General features: G+C 65.8%; 19 protein-coding genes. 7 read left to right on the top strand and 12 right to left on the bottom strand.

Annotated features, from left to right (window positions below):
- Positions 1-2: 2 nt before the first annotated feature.
- From P9A17_RS23670 to P9A17_RS23635, 8 genes are all read right to left on the bottom strand, one after another.
- Complete coding sequence (locus P9A17_RS23670; protein ID WP_278041188.1) at positions 3-1,100, bottom strand: LLM class flavin-dependent oxidoreductase; 1,098 nt, start codon at positions 1,098-1,100, stop codon at positions 3-5.
- 11 nt (positions 1,101-1,111) lie between these two features.
- Positions 1,112-1,984 carry an ABC transporter permease gene (locus tag P9A17_RS23665; RefSeq protein WP_278041187.1) on the bottom strand — a complete coding sequence of 291 codons (873 nt, stop codon included), beginning with the start codon at positions 1,982-1,984 and terminating at the stop codon, positions 1,112-1,114.
- Complete coding sequence (locus tag P9A17_RS23660) at positions 1,971-2,822, bottom strand: ABC transporter ATP-binding protein (protein ID WP_278041186.1); 852 nt, start codon at positions 2,820-2,822, stop codon at positions 1,971-1,973. Before P9A17_RS23660 ends, P9A17_RS23665 begins: the two co-directional genes overlap by 14 nt.
- A 9-nt stretch (positions 2,823-2,831) precedes the next feature.
- Positions 2,832-3,920 carry an ABC transporter substrate-binding protein gene (locus P9A17_RS23655; protein WP_278041185.1) on the bottom strand — a complete coding sequence of 363 codons (1,089 nt, stop codon included), beginning with the start codon at positions 3,918-3,920 and terminating at the stop codon, positions 2,832-2,834.
- Positions 3,921-4,141: 221 nt separating this feature from the next.
- Positions 4,142-5,128, bottom strand: coding sequence for a 2-dehydropantoate 2-reductase N-terminal domain-containing protein (locus tag P9A17_RS23650; protein ID WP_278041184.1), 987 nt, complete (start codon positions 5,126-5,128; stop codon positions 4,142-4,144).
- Positions 5,125-6,204 carry an LLM class flavin-dependent oxidoreductase gene (locus P9A17_RS23645; RefSeq protein WP_278041183.1) on the bottom strand — a complete coding sequence of 360 codons (1,080 nt, stop codon included), beginning with the start codon at positions 6,202-6,204 and terminating at the stop codon, positions 5,125-5,127. The genes P9A17_RS23650 and P9A17_RS23645 overlap by 4 nt, the downstream gene beginning before the upstream one ends.
- On the bottom strand, positions 6,201-7,583 hold the full coding sequence (locus tag P9A17_RS23640; RefSeq protein WP_278041182.1) for an NAD(P)/FAD-dependent oxidoreductase: 1,383 nt from the start codon (positions 7,581-7,583) through the stop codon (positions 6,201-6,203). The genes P9A17_RS23645 and P9A17_RS23640 overlap by 4 nt, the downstream gene beginning before the upstream one ends.
- Positions 7,580-8,920, bottom strand: a complete 1,341-nt coding sequence (locus P9A17_RS23635; RefSeq protein WP_278041181.1) for an LLM class flavin-dependent oxidoreductase — start codon at positions 8,918-8,920, stop codon at positions 7,580-7,582. Before P9A17_RS23635 ends, P9A17_RS23640 begins: the two co-directional genes overlap by 4 nt.
- 143 nt (positions 8,921-9,063) lie before the next feature.
- Between P9A17_RS23635 and P9A17_RS23630 the strand changes: the two genes are divergently transcribed.
- Positions 9,064-10,281, top strand: coding sequence for an acyl-CoA dehydrogenase (locus tag P9A17_RS23630; RefSeq protein ID WP_278041180.1), 1,218 nt, complete (start codon positions 9,064-9,066; stop codon positions 10,279-10,281).
- A 24-nt stretch (positions 10,282-10,305) separates the two neighbouring features.
- Here the strand turns inward: P9A17_RS23630 and P9A17_RS23625 are convergent, their stop codons facing one another.
- On the bottom strand, positions 10,306-11,238 hold the full coding sequence (locus P9A17_RS23625; protein ID WP_278041179.1) for a LysR family transcriptional regulator: 933 nt from the start codon (positions 11,236-11,238) through the stop codon (positions 10,306-10,308).
- 303 nt (positions 11,239-11,541) lie between these two features.
- Positions 11,542-12,486 carry an aldo/keto reductase gene (locus tag P9A17_RS23620; protein ID WP_278041178.1) on the bottom strand — a complete coding sequence of 315 codons (945 nt, stop codon included), beginning with the start codon at positions 12,484-12,486 and terminating at the stop codon, positions 11,542-11,544.
- 231 nt (positions 12,487-12,717) lie between these two features.
- On the opposite strand from P9A17_RS23620, the gene P9A17_RS23615 reads away from it, so the two are divergent.
- The 5 genes from P9A17_RS23615 to P9A17_RS23595 are packed head-to-tail and all read left to right on the top strand — an operon-like array spanning position 12,718 to position 17,234.
- Positions 12,718-13,659 (top strand): TauD/TfdA family dioxygenase, encoded by a 942-nt coding sequence (locus tag P9A17_RS23615; RefSeq protein WP_278041177.1) that lies wholly within the window; start codon positions 12,718-12,720, stop codon positions 13,657-13,659.
- Between the two features lie 36 nt (positions 13,660-13,695).
- Entirely contained in the window at positions 13,696-14,631 is a 936-nt protein-coding gene (locus P9A17_RS23610; protein ID WP_278041176.1) for an amidohydrolase family protein, read from the top strand.
- A gap of 35 nt (positions 14,632-14,666) precedes the next feature.
- A complete protein-coding gene (locus P9A17_RS23605; protein WP_278041175.1) occupies positions 14,667-15,677 on the top strand; it encodes an aldo/keto reductase in 1,011 nt (336 codons plus the stop codon).
- A gap of 58 nt (positions 15,678-15,735) precedes the next feature.
- Positions 15,736-16,479: a sensor domain-containing protein gene (locus P9A17_RS23600; protein WP_278041174.1), complete on the top strand. Its 744-nt coding sequence runs from the start codon at positions 15,736-15,738 to the stop codon at positions 16,477-16,479.
- A gap of 32 nt (positions 16,480-16,511) precedes the next feature.
- Entirely contained in the window at positions 16,512-17,234 is a 723-nt protein-coding gene (locus P9A17_RS23595; protein WP_278041173.1) for a sensor domain-containing protein, read from the top strand.
- Between the two features lie 2 nt (positions 17,235-17,236).
- Here the strand turns inward: P9A17_RS23595 and P9A17_RS23590 are convergent, their stop codons facing one another.
- Positions 17,237-17,506, bottom strand: coding sequence for an ANTAR domain-containing protein (locus P9A17_RS23590; RefSeq protein WP_278041172.1), 270 nt, complete (start codon positions 17,504-17,506; stop codon positions 17,237-17,239).
- A gap of 75 nt (positions 17,507-17,581) precedes the next feature.
- Positions 17,582-19,600 carry a glycoside hydrolase family 15 protein gene (locus P9A17_RS23585; RefSeq protein WP_278041171.1) on the bottom strand — a complete coding sequence of 673 codons (2,019 nt, stop codon included), beginning with the start codon at positions 19,598-19,600 and terminating at the stop codon, positions 17,582-17,584.
- A gap of 87 nt (positions 19,601-19,687) precedes the next feature.
- On the opposite strand from P9A17_RS23585, the gene P9A17_RS23580 reads away from it, so the two are divergent.
- On the top strand, positions 19,688-19,894 hold the full coding sequence (locus tag P9A17_RS23580; protein ID WP_278041170.1) for a hypothetical protein: 207 nt from the start codon (positions 19,688-19,690) through the stop codon (positions 19,892-19,894).
- The last annotated feature ends 185 nt before the right edge of the window (positions 19,895-20,079 follow it).

Raw genomic sequence — 20,079 nt, 5'->3', positions numbered from 1 at the left:
ATTCAGTTCCAGTTCTCCGCGATGAGTCGGTAGGAGTTACGACGGTCGTCGGGGGAGTACACGATGGTGCTGACGAGGAGTTCGTCGGCGGAGACGCTGTCGCTCAGGGCGCGTAGGCGTTCGACGACGGATCCGGCGTCACCGGCGAAACTCAATGCCCGGGAATCAGCGAACGTCTGGTTGTCGGGGGTGACGAAGCCGTCTCCCGTCGGCGGCTCAGACGGCAGATAGGCGCCTCGCGAGCGCAGGCTCGTCAGCGTCCGCAGGAATGTCTCCTCCAGAGCGCGGCCCTTTTCGGTGCTTTCGGCCGCGATGGCGTGGGCGGACACTCCGACATAGGGGGAGGCGAGTCGCTTGGACGGCTCGAAGTTGTCCCGATAGCGCGCGACCGTCCCGACGATGTCGTTCTTGATGCTGTGCGCGTTGACATAGAGCGGTAACCCGAACTTGGCGGCAATGGTGGCGCTCCAACCAGATTCACCGCCGAACACCGCCAAGCCCAGGTCTTCCTGGTAGCCGGGGGAGACCCGGTACTCCTCGCCGCCGACGACAGCTACGGGACGTTCCAGATAGTTGAGGATCTCGCGGATGCGGGACTCGTCGTCGGGGACCGTCAGCGGCGCGTTCGACAGGTAGCCGAGCAACTCGAACAGGAAGTCCGAGCCGTTGGCCGCGACGTGCACGTCGTATTCCTGCGATCCCGGCTGGGCGGTGACCGTAGCGAGAATCTCACTGATCTCGCGGTAGGGCGCCGACTTCCCGTACCCCTGCTTGGACCGGCCGAGGCCGAGCACCACGCGTCCGGGTGCCACGGCGGCCAGCGACCCGAACTCTTCGGCGACCTCGAGACTGGTGTGGAACGGCAGAACTGTTGCCGCACTTCCCAAGGTGATGGTCCGCGTCGCCTCGATGGCCAACGCGATCAGGATCGCCGGTGCCGATGACGCGCGGCCCTGGTCGAGGTGGTGTTCGGCGAACCAGTATCCGCGGAAGCCGAGATCCTCGACGTAGCTGGCCAGTTCGACGCTGCTGCGGATCGCCGCGCCTGCGGTGGAGCCGCGGGGGATGGGTACTTGGTCGAGCACAGAAAGCTCAGTCATGTCTTTCCGATCTACTTGCTGGTGAGGCCGAGTTGCCAAGCAGTGATCCGCTTTTCGACCGCAGCCAGGACCAGGTTCAGTGTCACGCCGATGATGCCGAGCACCACGATCCCGGAATACATGGCGGGGATCTGATAGCCCTCCTGGCTGGAGCGGATGTAGATCCCGATACCTTCTGTCGCACCGAGGTATTCGGCGGCGACGAGCGCAGTGAACGAATACGATGCAGCCAACCGGATCCCGGGGAAGATGTTCGGAACCGACGCGGGTAGGACGACCTGGGTGAAGATGTAGAAGCGGCCGCCGCCCAGCGTGCGGGCGGCATTGATGAGGATCTTCTCGACGCCTTTGACCGCGTTGACGGTGCTGATGAAGACGGGCCAGAACGCCGCCCACGTGACGATCGCGACCTTGGACTCCTCACCGATCCCGAAGAACAGAAGGAAGACCGGGAACAGGGCGAGGATCGAGAGGCTCCTGAAGAACAGCAGGACCGGCTCGAAAGCCTTCTCCAGCGGGCGGATCGATCCCACCAGAATGCCGGCGACGACGCCGAGACTGGTGCCGATGGTGAATCCGGAGAGCCCGCGCCGCAGGCTCGGCCACACCTGCTCGCGCAGATCGCCGCCGGAAGACAGGCCGTCGACCAAGCTAGCGAGCACCGTCTGCGGTGGCGTCAGGAACTTGGGGTCGAGCAGGCCGGTGGCAGTGGCCGCCCACCACGCGAACAGGAAGCCCGCGATCCCGATGGAGCCGTAGATGTACTTGTCGTACTTGGCCAGCCGGGCGCGCCACAGCTTCGGCGGTGCGGTGGCACCGGACGCGGGTGGTGTCGTGGTCGGCGGCTTGGGCTTGACCGCCGCCGACAGATCAGTTGTTACCAACTTCGACCTCCTCCTTCAGGATCTGGGCGACCTGCCCACGGATCCGGCCGAACTCGGCGCTGGCACGCGAGTCGTCGTTGCGGGGCCGCGGCAGGTTCACGTCGATGAGTGCCTTAACGGCGCCAGGGCGTTTGGTCATCACCGCGATGCGATCGGATAAGAAGATCGCCTCATCGATGGAGTGGGTGACGAACAGGATCGTCTTCTTCCTCGCTCCTGATTCCCAGATCCGAAGAAGCTCGTTCTGCAGGAACTCGCGGGTCTGGGCGTCGAGTGCGGCGAACGGCTCGTCCAGCACAAGCACCTCGGGGTCATACGCGAGCGACCGTGCGATGGCGACCCGCTGCCGCATCCCACCGGAAAGCCGGTGCGGCAACAGATGTGCGAAGTTCTCCAGCCCGACGGTTTTGAGAATTCGGTCGGAGATCTTGCGTCGCTCGGTCGATGACACCGACCGGACTTTGAGTCCGACCTCGACGTTCTTCTGCACCGACAGCCACGGGAACAGGGCGTAACTCTGGAACACGACCCCGACGTTCTTGTTCACGCCCTCGACCGCGGCGCCATCGAGCGTGAGCTGGCCGCCGTTGTAACTCTCCAGCCCGGCGAGGATGTTGAGGAAGGTGGACTTGCCGCAACCGCTGGGGCCGAGTAACGCCAGGAACTCGCCCTCCCTGATGTCGAGGTCGAAATCGCGCAGTACCTCGATCACCGAAGCCTTCTCTCCCTTGGCGATTCGGCCGACGTGGGGGAATTCCTTGTGCAGGCCCTTCGACTGGATCTTGACGGCGTGGCCGGCGGAGTCGGTGGACGGCAGGTCGATCAGTGGCTGTGCCATGGTCGGTCCTCAGATCTCGGTGTCGGTCAGTACTTCGGTGTTGTCGGCTTGCGACTCGATGAGGTCAGGCCCCTTCGCGTACGGGTTGTACTCGTTGGTGGCGATGTCTTCGGGCTTCAGCGCGGCCTCTGCGGGGGTGAGCGTGCCGACTCGCTCGGCAAGCCCCCACCAGAACCCTGTCTGCTGCTTGTCCAGGATCAGGTTGTTGGTGAAGTAGTACTTGGTCACCTGCTCCTTCGGGAACCCGGTGAGGCGGGCGACCAGTTCGCGATACTCCTCGGGATGGGCGTTGGCCCAGTTGGCGACCTTCGCCAGCACACCCACGAATTCCCGCGTCTGCTCGGGATATTTGCGGATGAACTCGCCACTGGCGCTGATCGGCGCTAGACCCCCGTCGTTTCCGGAATTGTTGAAGTCGGAGAACGCCACCTTCAACGCCGGATCCGTGCGCAGCACCCCGTTGAGCGGTGGATGGATGACCGCGAGCGCGACCTCACCCTGCTCCAGCGACTGAGGCATCTGGCTCTCGGCTTGGGTCAGGAACTTGACCTTGGTGATGTCGACGTCATTCTTGACGAGGAAGTCTTTCAAGATGAACTCGGCGCAGCCCTTCAGAGAGTTCAGCGAAACAGTCTTGCCCTCAATAGCTTTCAGATTGTCTGGACTGATGTCGGAGTCGGCGCGCACGAAGTACTCCATGTGCGGTTCGTCCTGCGTGGTGTAGGTGCGCGACGCAATGACCTTCAGGTCGACACCGGCCGCTACCGCGGACAACGAGCGGTTGAACATGAAGGAGGCGAAGCTGACGTCACCGGTGCCCAGAAGTGCTGGGAGTTGGCCTGAATCGACGTCGCCGAGGTATTCCGGTCGAAGCCCGGTGCCCTCCCACAGGCCGAACTCGTCGGCGATCTTGACCAGTGAGGGGGCGTTCTTCTGCTCCACCCACTTGAAGTAGACGGGGTTGCTCGGGTCTGACGGCACCACTTCTTCCGCCTGGGTCGACTCGCTCGATGAGCAGGAGACCAGGGCGCTGCCGGCGATGACTGCGGCAATGAGTGCCGTTGCGCTGCGGCGGAATCGGCCGTGAGTTGTGACCATGGGAACCTCTCGGATGTCTTCGGGCTGGAAAGGGCCTGGGAACTGGCTTGTTAGGATCAATCGTGAGTTGGGTACACTCTTTCGCCTAGAAAAATCGGCTACCGGAACTGTTAAGTGGCACCTAATGTCCTGCCTTGCTCGCCGAGATAGCAGCCACGGTCGTGATTGTGGGCGGATTCGCAGCCCTCAGCGCTATTTCGGCGCACGACGTGACCGGTAGCTCAGGCGGTCGCGACAGCCAAGCGCTCCAGGGCCTGCTCTGCGTCGAGTGAACGCGGTTGCCGGCCGAGACGGGCATGTTCGGCGGTGACGTGTTGGATCAACTCATTCGCAGGTGCGCGGAGCCCATGTAGGCGAGCCAGGAGAACGATTTCCCCGTTGAACCAATCGGTTTCGACATCGGTGTGGCCGCGGGTGACGCTTTGCCACGTCGACCCGAAGTAGTCGTCGCGCAGCCTGCCTCGCAGGAAATCGCTGCGGCGCTCAGTATCTTGTTCGGCACTGACGAACGGGATCCCGGCGACGGTCAGCACATGCTCGGCTTCCGAGCGGGCCAGCGCGACAAGCTGATCAGCCGCCGCACCCGGTTGGAATGCGGCCGTGACGCCGTTGCCGAGGTTGGCGATCAGCTTGCGGTACTTCCACGCCATGATGTCGGTCCGCACCTCCGAGAGGAACTGAGCGTCCCGCAAGCCGGCCGCGAGTTCCTCGGCGACGTCGTCGCCACCTCCGGGGTAGCGTCCGAGATCCAGAATGCCCGCCACCGGATAGCTCTGCTGGACCACGATTCCGGGCTCGAGGTGCGCCGCGGAGACCACGACGGCCACGGCATAGACGTTCGCGAACCGCCGCAGCGTCGCGGCCTCATTGGCGACCCCGTTCTGCGCGACGAAGACCGGGGTGTCCAGCGGTGCGTGTGCGGCGAGGTCGTCGAGCGCCGCGGCGGTCTGGTGGCTCTTGACGGCCACCACGACCGCGGGCCGGGCGGACCAGTCCACCTCGGCGGCACGTGAGGCGGCCGGGACTTCGACGGTTTCGGTGCCGGTCTCGGTGACGAGTCGCAGACCTTTGGAACGGATTTCACGTAGATGCTCTCCGCGCGCGACGGCTGTGACCTCTTGACCTGCCAGCGCCAGCCTCGCCGCGACGACGCCTCCGATCGCTCCCGCCCCGTAGACGACGACGGGCCTGCGCGAGGGCGTGCTCACAGGGGGACCTCGATTCGGTTGCGCAGCAGCGGCAAGAGCTGGTCGCCGATTCTCTCGACTTCAGACTTGTAGGGCGTGTCGGAGAGCACGAAGTGCGTGATGCCCAGGTCGGCGTATCTCTGCAGCGCCGCGCCGACGTCGGCCGCCGAGCCAACCAGCCATGTCGTTCCCGCTCCGCCGCCGCCGTAGCGGCCGGGTGTGGTGTACAGGCACGTGTCGAGAACCTCGCCCTGCTCGGCGAGATCGAGCAGGCGTTGCTGCCCTACGGCGGCACGCGGATTGCGGCCGTGCAGGTCTGGCTTCCCCGCAATGTCCGCGATCTTGGCTTCGGCGTCGCGCCAGGCCTCTTCGGTGGTGTCGCGGACCAACGTGGTGACTCGGAGACCGAACTCCAGCGGGGCGTGCTCTCTGCCGAGTGTCTCGGACAGTGTCCTGAGCCGGTCGATTCTTTCCGCGATGCCGTCGAGTGGCTCGCCCCAGAACAACTGCACATCGGCTTCGGTCGCGGCCACGGCCTCTGCGGCCGCAGACGCCCCGCCGAAGTACAGCCGTGGATGACGCCCCGACTCTGCGTCGAACGGCTTCTGGGCGACTGTGGAGTGCTCGACGTGGAAGAACTCACCCCGGTAGGTCACGTCGTCGTCGTGCCAGAGCCTGCGGACCACCTGCAGGAATTCGCGGGTCCGGTCGTACCGTCGGGACTTGTCGAACTCGCCGTCTCCGTAGGCGGCCAGATCGTCGGTGCCGCTGACGATGTTGATGAACAGCCGGCCGCCGCTGAGCTGGTCGAGAGTGGCTGCCGCGCTGGCGAAGTGCGCCGGGTGCCAGTAGCCGGGCCGGATCGCGACCAGTGGGGTGAAATGCGTCGTGCGCGCGGCGATCGCGGTGGCGACCGTGAAGGTGTCCGGCCTGCCCCATCCGGTCCCGATCAGTGCGCCGCCCCAGCCATGCTGCTCCGCGCTCTGGGCCAAACCGACGGAGTAATCGAGGCTGCCCCAGCCGTCCACAGTGTCATCACCCCGGTGACCGGGTGTGACGGTGTTGGGGATGTACCACAGCAGCTCGGGTGACGTCACCTCGTCGACTCCGCGTTGCGGAGGTCTTCCAGCACCAGGTCGCGGGTGATGGCTTGCACCAATCGGGGTACGCCGATGCGCAGGCTGGGGACGTCTCCGACGGGCCGACCGAAGCTGACATTGGCCCCGATGCTGAACACGTGGATGTCGGACAGCCACGGCGCAGCACCGGGAGTCTTCTCTGTGAATTCGTAGCCCCCACCGAGATACGGTGCGACGGCGAGGAGGTCGTTGGCCCGGTCAGATGGCGGTGAGTAGACGTCCTGCCATAGGGCGACGTGAGGTGCGATGGTGCCGAGCTCGCTGCGGGTGCGCGGATCCTGCTGATAGCCCGTGCCCGCGATGACGAAGTCGAACGTCCCTGTGCCGTCGGCAGCCTCGACCCGGACCCGGCCGTCGTGTTCGGTGGCCGAGATCCACGGTGCGGACACGTGCAGGCGATAGTTGTCGAAGACCGCCGCCCGGTTCACCGAATCCTCGGGCACGTTCGCGCCTGCGGTTGACGCCTTCCATCGCAGTTCCCACCGCTGCTCATCAGGCAGGAGGTGGAACACATCCTGCGCCAACGGGTTCGGTCGATTGGCCAGGTTGGCAACGACGACTTCAGGACGCCGAGTGTAGACGTGCACCTCGCCGGCCCCGGACTCCAGCGCGGTGGCCGCGGCGTCGAACGCCGATGCCGCTGCACCGAGCACCGCGACAGTGCGCCCACGCAGCGCGTCGAAGTCGATCGCGTCGGCGGTGTGTGCCCACAGAGTTCGCGGCAGGTCCGCCAGAACCTCGGGGATATGCGGACCGCCGGTGCCGGATACGCCACCGGCCAAGACGACCTTCCGGGCCGTCTCCGTCGAGCGCCGCCCGTCCTGCTCGATGCTGAGGAGCAGTCCGCCATCAGTGGGCGCGATGTCGGCGACCCGGACACCGCGGCGGATGTCGACGCCCGTCTGGCGTCGGAACCAACTCAGGTAGTCGGCCCACTCCGCCGTCGGGATCCGATCGATGTCGTCGAAAGCTTCTGTGCCATTGCGGCTTTCGAACCACGCGCGAAAGGTCAGGGCGGCATTGCCGAGTTCGGGACCGGAAATGGTCTTACCGGTGCGAAGCGTCCGCATACGGGCCCTCGCACGCCACGCGGAATCCGATTCCGACCGCCCGGCATCGATCACCGTGACGCGGGCGACGCCGGCTCGTAGCAGCGCGTGCGCGATCGTGACACCGCTTTGACCGCCCCCGATCACCGCGACGTCATGGTCGACGTCCTGTCGATCGGCGATCCAGTTGTTGCCGTCCAGACCGAGCAGCCGCAGCGATTCCCGGGCGGACACGTCGGCGAGTGCGTCCTCGGCCAGCTCGGGCACTCTGGTGATCTCGGCGGTCATCCGGCCACCGCCTCGGCGAAGAGGTTGGCGTTGGCTGGGCGATCGAGACCGTAGTGGCCGCGCAGCGTCGTCGCGGTGTACTCCCGACGGAACAGTCCGCGGTCGCGCAGGATCGGCACGACGTGGTCGACGAACAGTTCGAGCCCCGACGGCAGAATCGGTGCCATGACGTTGAATCCGTCGGCGGCACCGCTGTGGAACCATTCGTCGATGGTGTCGGCCACCTGTTCGGGTGTACCGGTGAAGGTGCGGTGACCGCGACCGCCTCCGAGCCGCCCGATCAGCTGACGGACCGTGAGCTTCTCGCTGCGGGCGAGCTCGACGATCAGGGTGTACCGGCTCTTGGCGCCCTCGATCGCATCCTCGGGCAGTAGATCCGCCGGAAGCTGTTTGTCCAATTCCAGTTCGTGTATCGGGACTCGTAATGTCTTCGCCAGCTGTTGATGGGCATACTCGGGCACGATGGCCTCCTCCAGTTCGCGGTCCTTGGCTGCGGCCTCGGCTTCGGTGCTGCCGATCACCGGCACGATGCCGGGCAGAATCTTGAGGGTGTCCGGATCCCGCCCGGTGGCCGCGGCGCGTGCCTTCACGTCGGTGTAGAAGTCGCGGCCCTGCACGAGGGTCTGCTGCGCGGTGAAGACCGCTTCGGCATAGCGCGCCGCGAAACCCCGTCCATCCTCCGATGATCCGGCCTGAACCAACAGCGGGTAGCCCTGAGGGGAGCGCGGAATGTTCAGCGGGCCTTCGACGGAGAAGTACTCGCCCCGGTGTGCCGGTGGGTGGATCTTCGACCGGTCGCCCCAGAGCCCCGAAGACTTGTCGGCGACGATCGCATCGTCTTCCCAACTATCCCAGAGCTTTTGGGTGACACGAACGAATTCGTCGGCGCGCGCATACCGGTCTGCGTGCGCGGGCAGGTCGTCGAGGCCGAAATTACGGGCGGCCTCGACGGTCGCCGTGGTGACGATGTTCCATCCGGCCCGGCCCTTGCTGACGTGGTCGAGCGAGGCGAACCGGCGAGCCAGGTTGTAGGGCGAGTTGTACGACGTGGACGCTGTCGCGATGAGGCCGAGCCGTTCGGTCGCCGCGGCGAGAACGGTCAACAGCGTCAGCGGCTCGAGCACGCCGAGGGGCCGGCGTCCGACATCCCCGTTGAGTTGGGGGCTGTCGGCCAGGAACACCGAATCGAACGTGCCGCGTTCGGCAACGGCGGCCAGATGCAGGTAATGCTCGACGTCGGTGGCCGCCAGCGGGTTGCTCTCGGCAAGCCGCCACGACGCCTCGTGGTGACCGGTGCTCATCAGGAATGCGTTCAGGTGCAGCTGTCGACGTGACACGTCAAGAAACGTATCGACGGGACAGGTAAAGATCAGCTCACTTCTCCTACGGGAAAGCTGTAGTGCGACTGCGTTGATCGTCGCCGGGCTGGTGTCCACGCTGAAGGCTGGGCGCTTGCCCACCGGCCGCGAGGAGGACAGCGATGACCGGAGTCATCACCACCCGACCACCCGCCATCGACTCACCGGAGTTGGCTGCGGTGATCACCGAGATTGCCGAGGATGCGCGCCGCAGACGTTCCGACCCCGCCGGGGATCGTCAACCGCATGCCGCGTTGAGGCTGGCGCGGGAGCACCGTCTCGGCGCTGTTCGGCTACCCACCGAACTCGGCGGCGGCGGGTACAGCAAGCGCGACTTCTTCCGCCTCGTCGTCAAGCTCGGTGAAGCGGATCCCGACGTCCCCCACATTCTTCGTGTGCACTGGGGATTCGTGGAAGACCGGCTTCGCCGCCGCGCCGTCGAGGTTGGGCGGCCCTGGCTTGGGCAGATCGCCGACGGAGTGCTCTTCGGTGGCGCCAATTCCGAGCTGACGGACCGTGCCGCCGGAACATATTCGTATGACACGACTCTGGTCGCCGACGGCGACAGATTCCGGCTGCGTGGCCGGAAGTTCTACAGCACCGGCAGTCTGTACTCCGACTTCCTCCGCATCATGGCCAACGACGAGGACGGACAACAGATCAGCGCACTGATTCCGGCCGACCGGGCCGGCGTCATTCATGCGGATGACTGGGACGGTATAGGGCAGGCCCAAACCGGCAGCGGCACGACGATTCTCGACGACGTCGTGGTCCATGCCGACGAGGTCATCCCATTCGAGAGCTGGGAAGACCAGCAGCGCCCACGGCAGTCGCAGCCACAGCTGATCCTGCACGCGATCGCCGCCGGAATCCTGCGTGCAGTGGCAGCTGATGCCGCCGACGTCGTGCGGACGCGCCGCCGCAGTTACTCGTGGGCGGTGGCCGAGGAACCACGACACGACCCGCAGCTGCTGCAAATCATCGGTTCCCTGACGTCGGCGGCGTTCGTCGCCGAGTCGACCGTGCTCGCCGCGGCAGATGCGCAAGACCGGGCCGCCCGATACGCCTACGACAACGGCCACGCCGACGAGGCGCTGGAACACGAGGCGTCGGCGCAAGCCGCGAAGACGAAAGTCGGGATCGAAGAATTGGCGCTACGTGCCGCGGGAGATCTCTTCGGTGTCGGGGGAGCGTCGTCGACGCGGTCGTCGGCGAACCTCGATCGGCACTGGCGCAACCTGCGAACCTTGTTCTCGCACAACCCCACTGCGTATAAGGCGCGCATCCTCGGCGACAACCTCGTGAACGACACCCCGTTGCCGCGGGTCGGCTTCTTCTGACGAAGGCCGACCCGCGCCGGCGGATCAGGAAGCGACGCTGAGTTCTTCGTCAGAAGCCGCAGGAAGCGCGTCGGCCGCGATCGACCGCAATGTGCGAAGGACGAGGGCGATGTTGGGATCGCGCTGGCGGCCCGCGCGGACCATCGCGCTGATCGTCCGTCCGCCGAGTTGCAGACCCGGCACGATCAGCGACTCGAGTCTCTGCGGAACCGATAGGCGCGGAACGATCGCCGATGCCATCTCCGTCGCGGCGAGATCACAGATATTCTGCGCGCCGATCAGCCGGTGCTTGACCTGCGGAGTGAATCCGGCACTTTCGCTGACCCTCATCACCGCGGCTCCCAGGCCAGAGTTCTGGGGTCCCGTCACCCACTGGTTGTCGGACAGCGCGGCGAGCCCGCTCTTGATCACTCGGAGGTGAGAGTGTTTGGGAGCCAGCAAGACCAGTGGTTCGAACAACAGCTCCTCACTGGCCAGACCGCCCACGGATTCGTCGCCGAGGAAGTCGTAGCGGCAGGTGATCGCGACATCGATCTCGCCCTGTCGGAGCAACCGCAACGAGTCCGCGCTGGTGACCTGCTGGACCTCGATCCGCAGATCCGGCTCGGTCGCGCCGAGCCGTTGCATCAGCGGCGCCGCCAAGGTCGGGATGCCCATGTTGAACGTCCCGATCGCCACCTGGCCGGCCGTACGGTCGCGCGTCGCGGCCACGGCGCTCATCGCCTCGTCGACCGCATTGATGACCCGGCGGACGTGGTCGACAAGCACTTGACCGGATCGGGTCAGCCCGAGGGTGCGACCCTCGCGGCGGAACAGAATCGCGTCGGCTTCCTCTTCGAGTACGCGAAGTTGTTGGGAGACAGCAGAGCTGGTGATCCCGCGGCGCTCGGCGACGGCGGTGACCGAACCGAGGTCGGCGAGATCGCAGAGCAGCATCATGCGGCGCAGATCGAGCATCAGACACCTCCAACGATCGAGGATCCGAAAATGACTCTGGCAGAACTGAACAAGATCGACATGTGTTGAAACCTCGTGGGCAGGGTGTGACACGGGTGGCACCATGAAGGGCCTGGGCTGGTGGCGACACGTTTGACGGACGACGTCAACGGCAACAGGCAGCACTACAAGAGCGCATCAGATCGACATGACGTCGAGCGAAGAGTTCCACCGCAATCACGGGATTGATGGTGGCACAGCGTGGTACCCACGAGAAAGGCGCCGCCCGCCGACGTATTCGCGCGCGGTCCCTTTGACCTGCACTTACCTGGCGATGGCTCCAGGAATCAGCGCGGATGTAATTCCGGCGTCATCGAGTCGGCGGTGCGCTTCGGCCAGCACGTCGGCGGATAACGGGCCACGACGGGCCGCCCGGACGTTGTCGCGAACGTGGTCGGGGTTGGCGGTGCCGGCGATGATCGTGGTGACGCCCGGCGTCGAAATCGCGTATCGCAGAAGGAAGCCCTGCTCGGTGTCACCGTCGAGAAGTTCGTCGAGCCCGGTGTCGGCCCATGTCACCGGGTTTCCGTCGGCGGTCAGCTTCTGGCGCTTGCCCGCCTGTGCGACGCCACCGCGCACGATGATGCCGACGCCTTGCTCACCCGCGAACTTGATGCGGCTCTCCAGCGAGCGCTCCAGCGCCGAGAACGGCACCTGCAGCGCCGAGAAGTCCTCGATGGCCAGGTGGTCGTCGATCTCGGGAAGCGTCGAGGACACCCCGAACGCGAGGATCTTGCCCTCGTCGCGCAGTGCGGTCAGCGTTTCGACCACACCCTCCCGGCGCAGTACCTCCACTGACGGGCTGATGTGCAGCTGTAGCAGATCGATGCGGTCGGTCTGCAACCGGCGCAGACTCTGTTCCACGCCGGCGCGGATGTTGGCCTCGGAGTAGTCGTGGGCCAGCGGCCGCCCCGGTGTGGCATCGGGCTGGAAGTCCAAGGGGCACCCCGCCTTGGTCGCGAGAACGTACTCGTCGCGGCGAGATCCGATGTGCGCCCCGATCCTTTCCTCGCTCAGCGCATAGTCGACGGAGGTGTCGATAAACGTGATTCCCTCGTCGAGGACGGTGCGGAGCACGTCGGCTGCCACCGACTCGTCGAGCGGGCGCGGGTTGCGATGAGGTGTGCCGCGCAATTCCATGGCGCCGAAACCCAGAACGGTGACCTCCGGTCCGATCTCGCCCAGCCGTCGCAGTTCCAGATCGCTCACTGTCTTCTCCTCGGTTGTGCCTCATGCCAATCTGTCACCGGCGATGATCCGCCGCGCAGCGCGTGTCATCAACGGACGTCTGCTACCGGGTTCTGCAACGAAAACTGTGCGATACGCCCGCGGTTAAGAACCGCTGAAGGTTTCCGGTAGCCGATGACTGTTGTTTCCCTACTGTGGCGATTCCAGGCTGAGTGGGCCCGCACGAACGTCCCACGATCAGAAAGTCAGCCCATGACCGAACTCAAGGACAGCGGAATCGACACCGGGTTGGATGTAATCCCCGTCGCCGGGTACATCGGCGCTGAAGTCAGGGGAGTCGACCTGCGCGGCCCGTTGGAAGCCGCTGTGGTGCAGGAGATCCGCGATGCGCTGTTCCGCTACAAGGTGATCTTCTTCCGTGACCAGGAGATCGGCCACGCCGAGCAGATCAGCTTCGCGAAGAACTTCGGCAAGGTGACGCCCGCACACCCGCACGAGGAGAGCCCGCCCGAGGGATTCCCGCAGATCCTGCCGATCGACAGCCGCCGCTACGAGGCGACGCTGGGCCGCAAACGCACGTCCTATGACAGCAGCTGGCACACGGATGTGACCGCTCTGGTCAATCCTCCTGCGGCGTCGATTCTGCGGGCACATATCCTTCCCCCGCATGGCGGAGACACGGCATGGACCAATCTTGTTGTGGCGTACGAAAACCTGCCGACAGAGCTGCGGGAGCTGGCCGACAAGATCTACATCAGGCACCAGTTCAACACCAAGGCCGTGGCGGGAAGCCAGCGCGACCGGAAAGTCGCCGAGGCGAACCTCGCCGCCTGGCATCCCGCGGTGCGCGTTCATCCCGTGACCGGTGAGCGCGCTCTCTTCGTGAGTCCCGGTTTCACCCGCGGGCCACGCGAGATCCGCGGGTTCACCCCGGCGCAGAGCGAGAGCATCCTCAAGCTGCTGTGGGATGAGGCGACACGCACCGAGTACACGGTCCGCTTCCGTTGGGCCCCCGGCAGTGTGGCGTTCTGGGACAACCGTGCCACAGCGCATCTGGCGATCCCGGACGCCGGGCATCTCGGCTACGACCGCGTCCTCTACCGTGTGACGATCGAGGGCGACATCCCCAAGGGCGTCGACGGCCGCGAATCCGAATTGATCTCAGGGCAGCCGTTCTACGGATCGGATCAATGACGGTTGCGCAGGTCGATGAGGTCGGCTGAGACGTCGATGGCAAACCTTGACGAGTCGTATGTGCTTGACATCCATACGCATTGGCGGCCCGCCGACTGGCGACGGAGTCCTTCGCTGACAGATGGCGAGGCCGATCCACGAGAAGACCTCGATGCGTTGGCGGCAGAGTCCGTCGCCAACGGGGTCAGCGCGAGAGCGCTGAGCGCTCCGGTCGAGCAGTTGTTCGGGCCTCACGGAGACGTGGCGACCGCGGATGTCAACGTCGTCAACGAACACCTGGCCGAGATTGTCGGGAAGCGCCAGAATTTCCTGGGTCTGGCGACAGTCGATGCCTATGCCGGTGACGCCGGTGCCGAGCAGGCCCGGTACGCGATCGACGACCTCGGTCTGCATGGGATCGTTCTCGACTCGGCGCGACACGGCACGTTCCTCGGATCTCCCGAGGCCCTGCCGACTCTGGAGCTCGCGGCGCTGCGGGGCGTCCCGGTGTTCGTCCATCCCGTGGCCGCCCCGCAGGTCGAGATATTGCGAGCCGTGGCGGGCAAGGCCGGCAACTCGGCGGGCCGTGGCCTGCAGAACGCGGTCGCCTTCCTGTCCGCGTTGAACGCCGACCTGCCGACCCGGCTGCCCGACCTTCACCTTGTGTTCACCACGCTGGGACATGGCGGGTTGCTCTATGCCGCAGAACAATTGGCGCGCTACCGCGCCGAGGCGGCCGACGGGACCCTTGGCGCCAACCTGTACTTCGACACGATGCGCTTCAGTGCGCCCGTGCTGCGCTACCTCGGTGACGTGCTGGGGCCCGACCGCCTGGTCGTCGGCAGCGACTGGCCCATCCACCGGGACGCCGAACGAGCTCATATCGACACGGTGCTCGCGGCTGCCGGATTCAGTGCCGCTGACCAACACAAGATCCGAATCGGTAACTCACGACGCCTCTTCGGGCTCCGTGCGACCTCGCTTGCCGCCTGACCATCCACCGATAACAAGATAGGAATCGTGCAACGATGACAACCCTCCCCACTCGCCGGCTTGGTGTCGACGCGCTTGAGGTCTCGGCAATCGGGCTGGGATTCATGAGCTTTCGCACTTCCGCCGATGCCGACGACGAGAAGCAGGCCAAGAACGTCGTCGACTCCGCGATCGACCATGGCGTGACGTTCTTCGACACTGCCGACATCTACGGACCCGAATTCAGCGAGATCCTGCTGGGTCGCGTGATTCAGGGACGCCGGGACGACCTGACCATCGCCACGAAGTTCGGCAACACCCTTGACCGGGCGACCAACCCGCGCGCGCTCGACGGTAGGCCCGAATACATTCGCGGCGCCATCGAGGGTTCGCTGCGCAGGCTGGGAATCGACCACGTCGACCTCTACTACCAGCACCGCGTCGATCCGCACGTTCCCATCGAGGACACCGTGGGAGCGCTCAAGGAACTGGTGCAGGCGGGCAAGGTGCGCCACATCGGGTTGTCGGAGCCGGGTCCGCAGACGCTGCGGCGGGCGCACGCAGTCCATCCGATCACGGCCATCCAGAACGAATGGTCGCTGTTCACCAGGGATATCGAGCACGACGCGCTTCCCGTGGCACGGGAATTGGGCATCGGAATCGTCACTTACTCGCCTCTGGGACGCGGCTGGCTCTCCGGTCGTGTCCAGAGCGAGTCCGACATCAGCGGCACGCACCGTCAGCACCCACGCTTTTCCGCGGAAGCGTTCGAACGCAACCGGAGCTTGGCCGAGACGGTGGTCGCCGTCGCGTCGGAGGTCGGTGTCACCCCCAGCCAGGTGGCACTGGCCTGGGTGCTGTCCCGTGGGGAGGACGTCGTGCCGATTCCGGGTACGCGGCACGTCGAATACCTGTTGGAGAACCTCGGAGCCGCCGGTGTGCAGCTCAGCCAGGAGCAGATCGAGCGACTGGAGGAGATCGCGGGACAGGTCGCGGGCCATCGCTCGATCCGGCCCGAGAACCTCGGCACCGAGGCACCGGAAAGCGTGGGGGCGGCCACCGCGTGAGATTGAGGGTTCTCTGAACCCGGTCGCGCACCCAGGCGCGGCGTGCTACCTAAGAGTGATGTCGGGGAAGCACGCCGCTGCTGCGGTCGGCGCGGTGTGTGCCGCAGTGGCGATCTCTGGCTGCGCGGGCGCGCCGGTCGACAACCGTCCCGTCGTCACGATCGTCGAGGCCGCCCAACCGTCGGCCGCGATTCCCCTCGGCCCGTTCCTGCCGACCGCCGTCGAGTTGTCCACCATCCTGGGCACCGGCCCGAACGGCTTCATGGGATCGCCGGTCGAAGGTGGCTCCGACGTACTGCTGCGCAGCGTCGGCGACGGCCAGGCTACGCCGATGGACTGCGTCAGCGCCGCCTACCGGCTCCAAGAGATCGTGTACGACGCGGGCCCGGTGCAGTCGGTGGCCACCAACACATGGGCGGGCGGCGGTTTCGACGCAGCGCCGGTGACCGGGTTCTTCGGCGTCGTGCAGATGGCCAGCCCGGCCGCCGCGCAGGAGTTTTTCGCGTCGATGACCGATCAGTGGCGGCGCTGCAACGGCGAGACGGTGACATTGCAGGTCCCCGACCACGGGGCCGACGAGTTGAGCAGGGTCACCGACGTCGCATTCGGCGAGCGGGTCATGTCAGCGAACGTGCTGCACACCTCGGCCGGAACCGAATCGCCGACCGGATTGCGTGCCGTCGGTCTCGCCGGTGACTGCATCGTCGAAGTCGAGCTCACCGACCCGCGTCCCGCCGGTGCCACAGACGGCGCAATCGCCGTCGCCGACGTCATCCTCGACAAGATCGCAGCGACTCGCTGAAAGGTACCTGTACGTCGCGGCCGTGAGGGCCGATGGCCCACAATGAGTCGGTGAATACCTCCGCCGCGAACCGCCGAGCCTGTCTCGCCGGCATGGTGACCGCGGCATCTGTGCTGATCACAGGCTGTGTCAGCACAGTGGAAGGGACTGCGGTGCGCGGGCACGGCGCCGGTCCGCTCAACGTCCCGCCGCTCGACGAGGCCAAGCTCGACGAGGTCTTGCTGACCATCGGGGAGATCAACGGCATCGTCGGTTCGACCCAGATGAAAGTGACCAGCGACCTCGATGAGATGACCGACCACTCCGCCGACGTCTCGGATCCGGACTGCCTCGGCGCGGTGTACGGAGCGGAATCGCCGGTGTACGAGGGCACGGACTGGATCGCGGTGCGCGACCAGGTGGCCCGCGAACCCGACACCGACAACGACCACTGGGTCGAACAGACCGCCGTGCTGTACCCGTCGGCGGAGAACGCCAAGCAGTTTTTCGACGATTCCACGGCAACCTGGCAGGACTGCGCCAACGACGCGATCGTCGTCGGCGAAGGCGAGTACCTGTGGGAACTCGACGACGTCCAGATGGGGGACACGCTGATCACGCAGATCACCACCCAGGAGGGTGCCGACGGCTGGGCCTGCCAGCACGCGCTGTCGCTGGTGTCGAACGTGACCGTCGAGGCGTGGGCGTGTGGCTACAGCATCACCGACGAAGCCGCCGAGATCGCCGACGCGATGGTGGAGAACGCCGCCCGCTGAAGTCAGGACGCGGGGATCAGCGGAGCCGGCCTGGCGTTCCCGATCAACTCGCCCCACACGGTGAACGCCTCGACGTGCTCGGCCGACGCCGAGCCGCTGGCGACCGCGACCAGCCCCGAGGCGATGGTGCTCAAACCGATGCCGGTCTCGCGCATGACGCGCACCATCTCCTCGAAGGCCTCGGCGCGCGAGCAACCGCGAAGCCCGATCAGGATGCCGGTGGCGATGTCGATGATCTGACGAGACGTGTCGTCAGCCGTACGAAAACTCATGACGGACATCATTGTCCGGCCAGGTGAACGCCAGGAGTCTTTCGCGCGGACAGACGCAAACCCGCGATCCTGCTGTTACACCGGTGCGTTCGCCGGCTGGAAGACACCGGAACTGTCCGCCTCCTCCTCGGCGCGGATCACGTGGACGACGGCGTTGATGAGCGCCAGGTGGGTGAACGCCTGCGGGAAGTTACCCAGGTGGCGACCGGTGCGCGGCTCGATCTCTTCGGCGTAGAGATGCAGCGGGCTCGCAAAGGACAACAGCCGCTCGCACAGATGCCTGGCCCGGTGGATCTCACCGATCTCGACGAGCGCCGACACCAGCCAGAACGAGCAGATCGTGAACGTGCCCTCTTCGCCGGCGAGCCCGTCGTCGGTCTCCTCGACGCGGTACCGCAGCACGAGTCCTTCTTCGGTCAGCTCGTCGGCGATCGCCATGACCGTCGCCCGGATCCGCGGATCGTCGGGCGGCAGGAACCGCGTCAACACCGCCAGCAGAAGGGAGGCATCCAAGGCGGGATCGCCGTAGCGCTGCGTCAAGACCCCGCGCTCGTCGACACCGTGTTCGAGGATGTCGGCCTTGATCTCCTCGGCGATCACCCGCCACTGCTGGGCGTAGGACTTCTCGCCTTCGAGCTCGGCGAGCTTGGCCCCGCGGTCCAGGGCGACCCAACACATGATCTTGCTGGACGTGAAGTGCTGCGGTTCGCCGCGCACCTCCCAGATGCCGCGGTCGGGCTCCTTCCAGTGCTTGATCGCCTCCTCGACCTGTTCCTTGAGGACCGGCCACAGCGTCTCGGGGATCTGTTCCCGCGACTTGGTGTGCAGATAGACCGAGTCGAGCATGGTTCCCCAGATGTCGTGCTGCATCTGGTCGAAGGCGCCGTTGCCGATGCGCACCGGACGGGAGTTGTCATAGCCGGAGAGGTGATTGAGCTCCTCCTCGACCAAGCTGCGCTCGCCCCCCACGCCGTACATCACCTGCAGCGGGTGGCGTTCGCCGTTGTTCGCGCCGGACACGTCGGCGATGAACGCGAAGAAGTCGTCGGCCTCTCGGTCCAGCCCCAAGGTGTAGAGGCCCCACAGTGCGAAGGTCGAGTCGCGCACCCACGCATAGCGGTAGTCCCAGTTGCGTTCACCCTGAGGAGTTTCCGGCAGCGACGTGGTCGGTGCGGCCAGCAGCGCTCCGGTCGGGGAGTACGTCAGCCCCTTCAACGTCAGAGCGCTGCGCTGCAGGTAGGCCCGCCACGGATGGTCGGGGAAATCGCCGACGTTGATCCACTGCCGCCAGCACTCGCTGGTCTTCCACATCTTGTCCGACGCCTCTTCGAACGTCTGGGGGGCGGCGAACTTCGACCAGCTCAGCGCGACGAACACATTGTCGCCCTCACTCAGCCGCGTCCGTGCCCGCGCCTCGCGGCCCTCGAGTCCGATCCGCAGGTTCGTGGTCAGACGCAGCGTCGGATGCGAATCCGGATCCTTGGTGGCACGCGCGATCGCCTCGCCGTACGCCGAGGCCGAGTACTCCCAGTGGGCGCTCGTGCGGTGGTAGTCGAACGACGGCTCGCAGCTCATTACCAGTTCCACGGTGCCGCTCACACAACGGACGGTGCGCAGCAGGATGTGCTCGGCATCCCAGTCCATCGGGGTGCGCCGGTGGGTGCGCGAGCGGGCTTCGAGGTCATGCCACGGGCCCATCACCAGCGCGTCGCGCACGATCACCCAGCCCGTGTGGGTCTGCCAGGTCGTCTCCAAAATCAGGCTGCCCGGCAGATAGCGGCGCGCCGCCGGGACGGTCACGCCGTACGGGCCGAGCCGGAAATGTCCGGCGCCCCGGTCCAGGATCGCACCGAACACGCTGGGGGAGTCGGGCCGCGGAACACACAACCACTCCACCGAACCGGCCGACGAGATGAGGCACGTCGTCTCGCAATCCGACAGGAACGCATAGTCGGCGATGGGCGGGAACGGGTTCCGCAGCGCACTGGATCCGTATGAGGGCGTCGGTGCGGGCAGCGACAGGGCTGACGTCAATGCCGTCGATTCACCGTTGGATGACACTCCGTCTGAGGCCTCGGACTGCGGCAAAACCATGCGCACATCATCGACGCTCAGGCACCCCGGCGTCTACTCAGAACACCGGTGCGACTTGCGCAGTTCCCCGACGCATAGGCTGGCCGGATGGACGGCTTCCTCAACTGGTGGGACGGAGTGGAGCTGTGGTTGTCCGGGCTGCCGTTCGTCGCTCAGACGGTCGTCGTGATGCCCGTCGTGCTCGCGCTGGCCTACGTGGTCGCCGTCAGCCTCGACAATCTGCTCGGCAACGGGATCCGGATCCTGCACCGCATCCGCCACACCGACGACGACGCAGAGGAGCGCAGATCATGACCGGGATGCCGAGATCACGGGTGACGCTTGCGCTGGTGGCGCTGATCGTCCTGGTCATCGTCATGTGGGTGCTCACGCGCTGACAGGCGGGGACTGCCCGTCCGGCTTCCATCGAGACAACTGTGCGGTCTCTGTTATTCTTCGCGCCATGCAACTGGCGTCCGGCAACAAGGGTGGTCACATCG

It is taken from the genome of Mycobacterium sp. 236(2023) (assembly GCF_029623955.1).
Classification (GTDB): Bacteria; Actinomycetota; Actinomycetes; order Mycobacteriales; family Mycobacteriaceae; genus Mycobacterium.
Note: the sequence above shows the minus strand (reverse complement) of the source record. Positions and strands in the feature narration are given on the sequence as shown.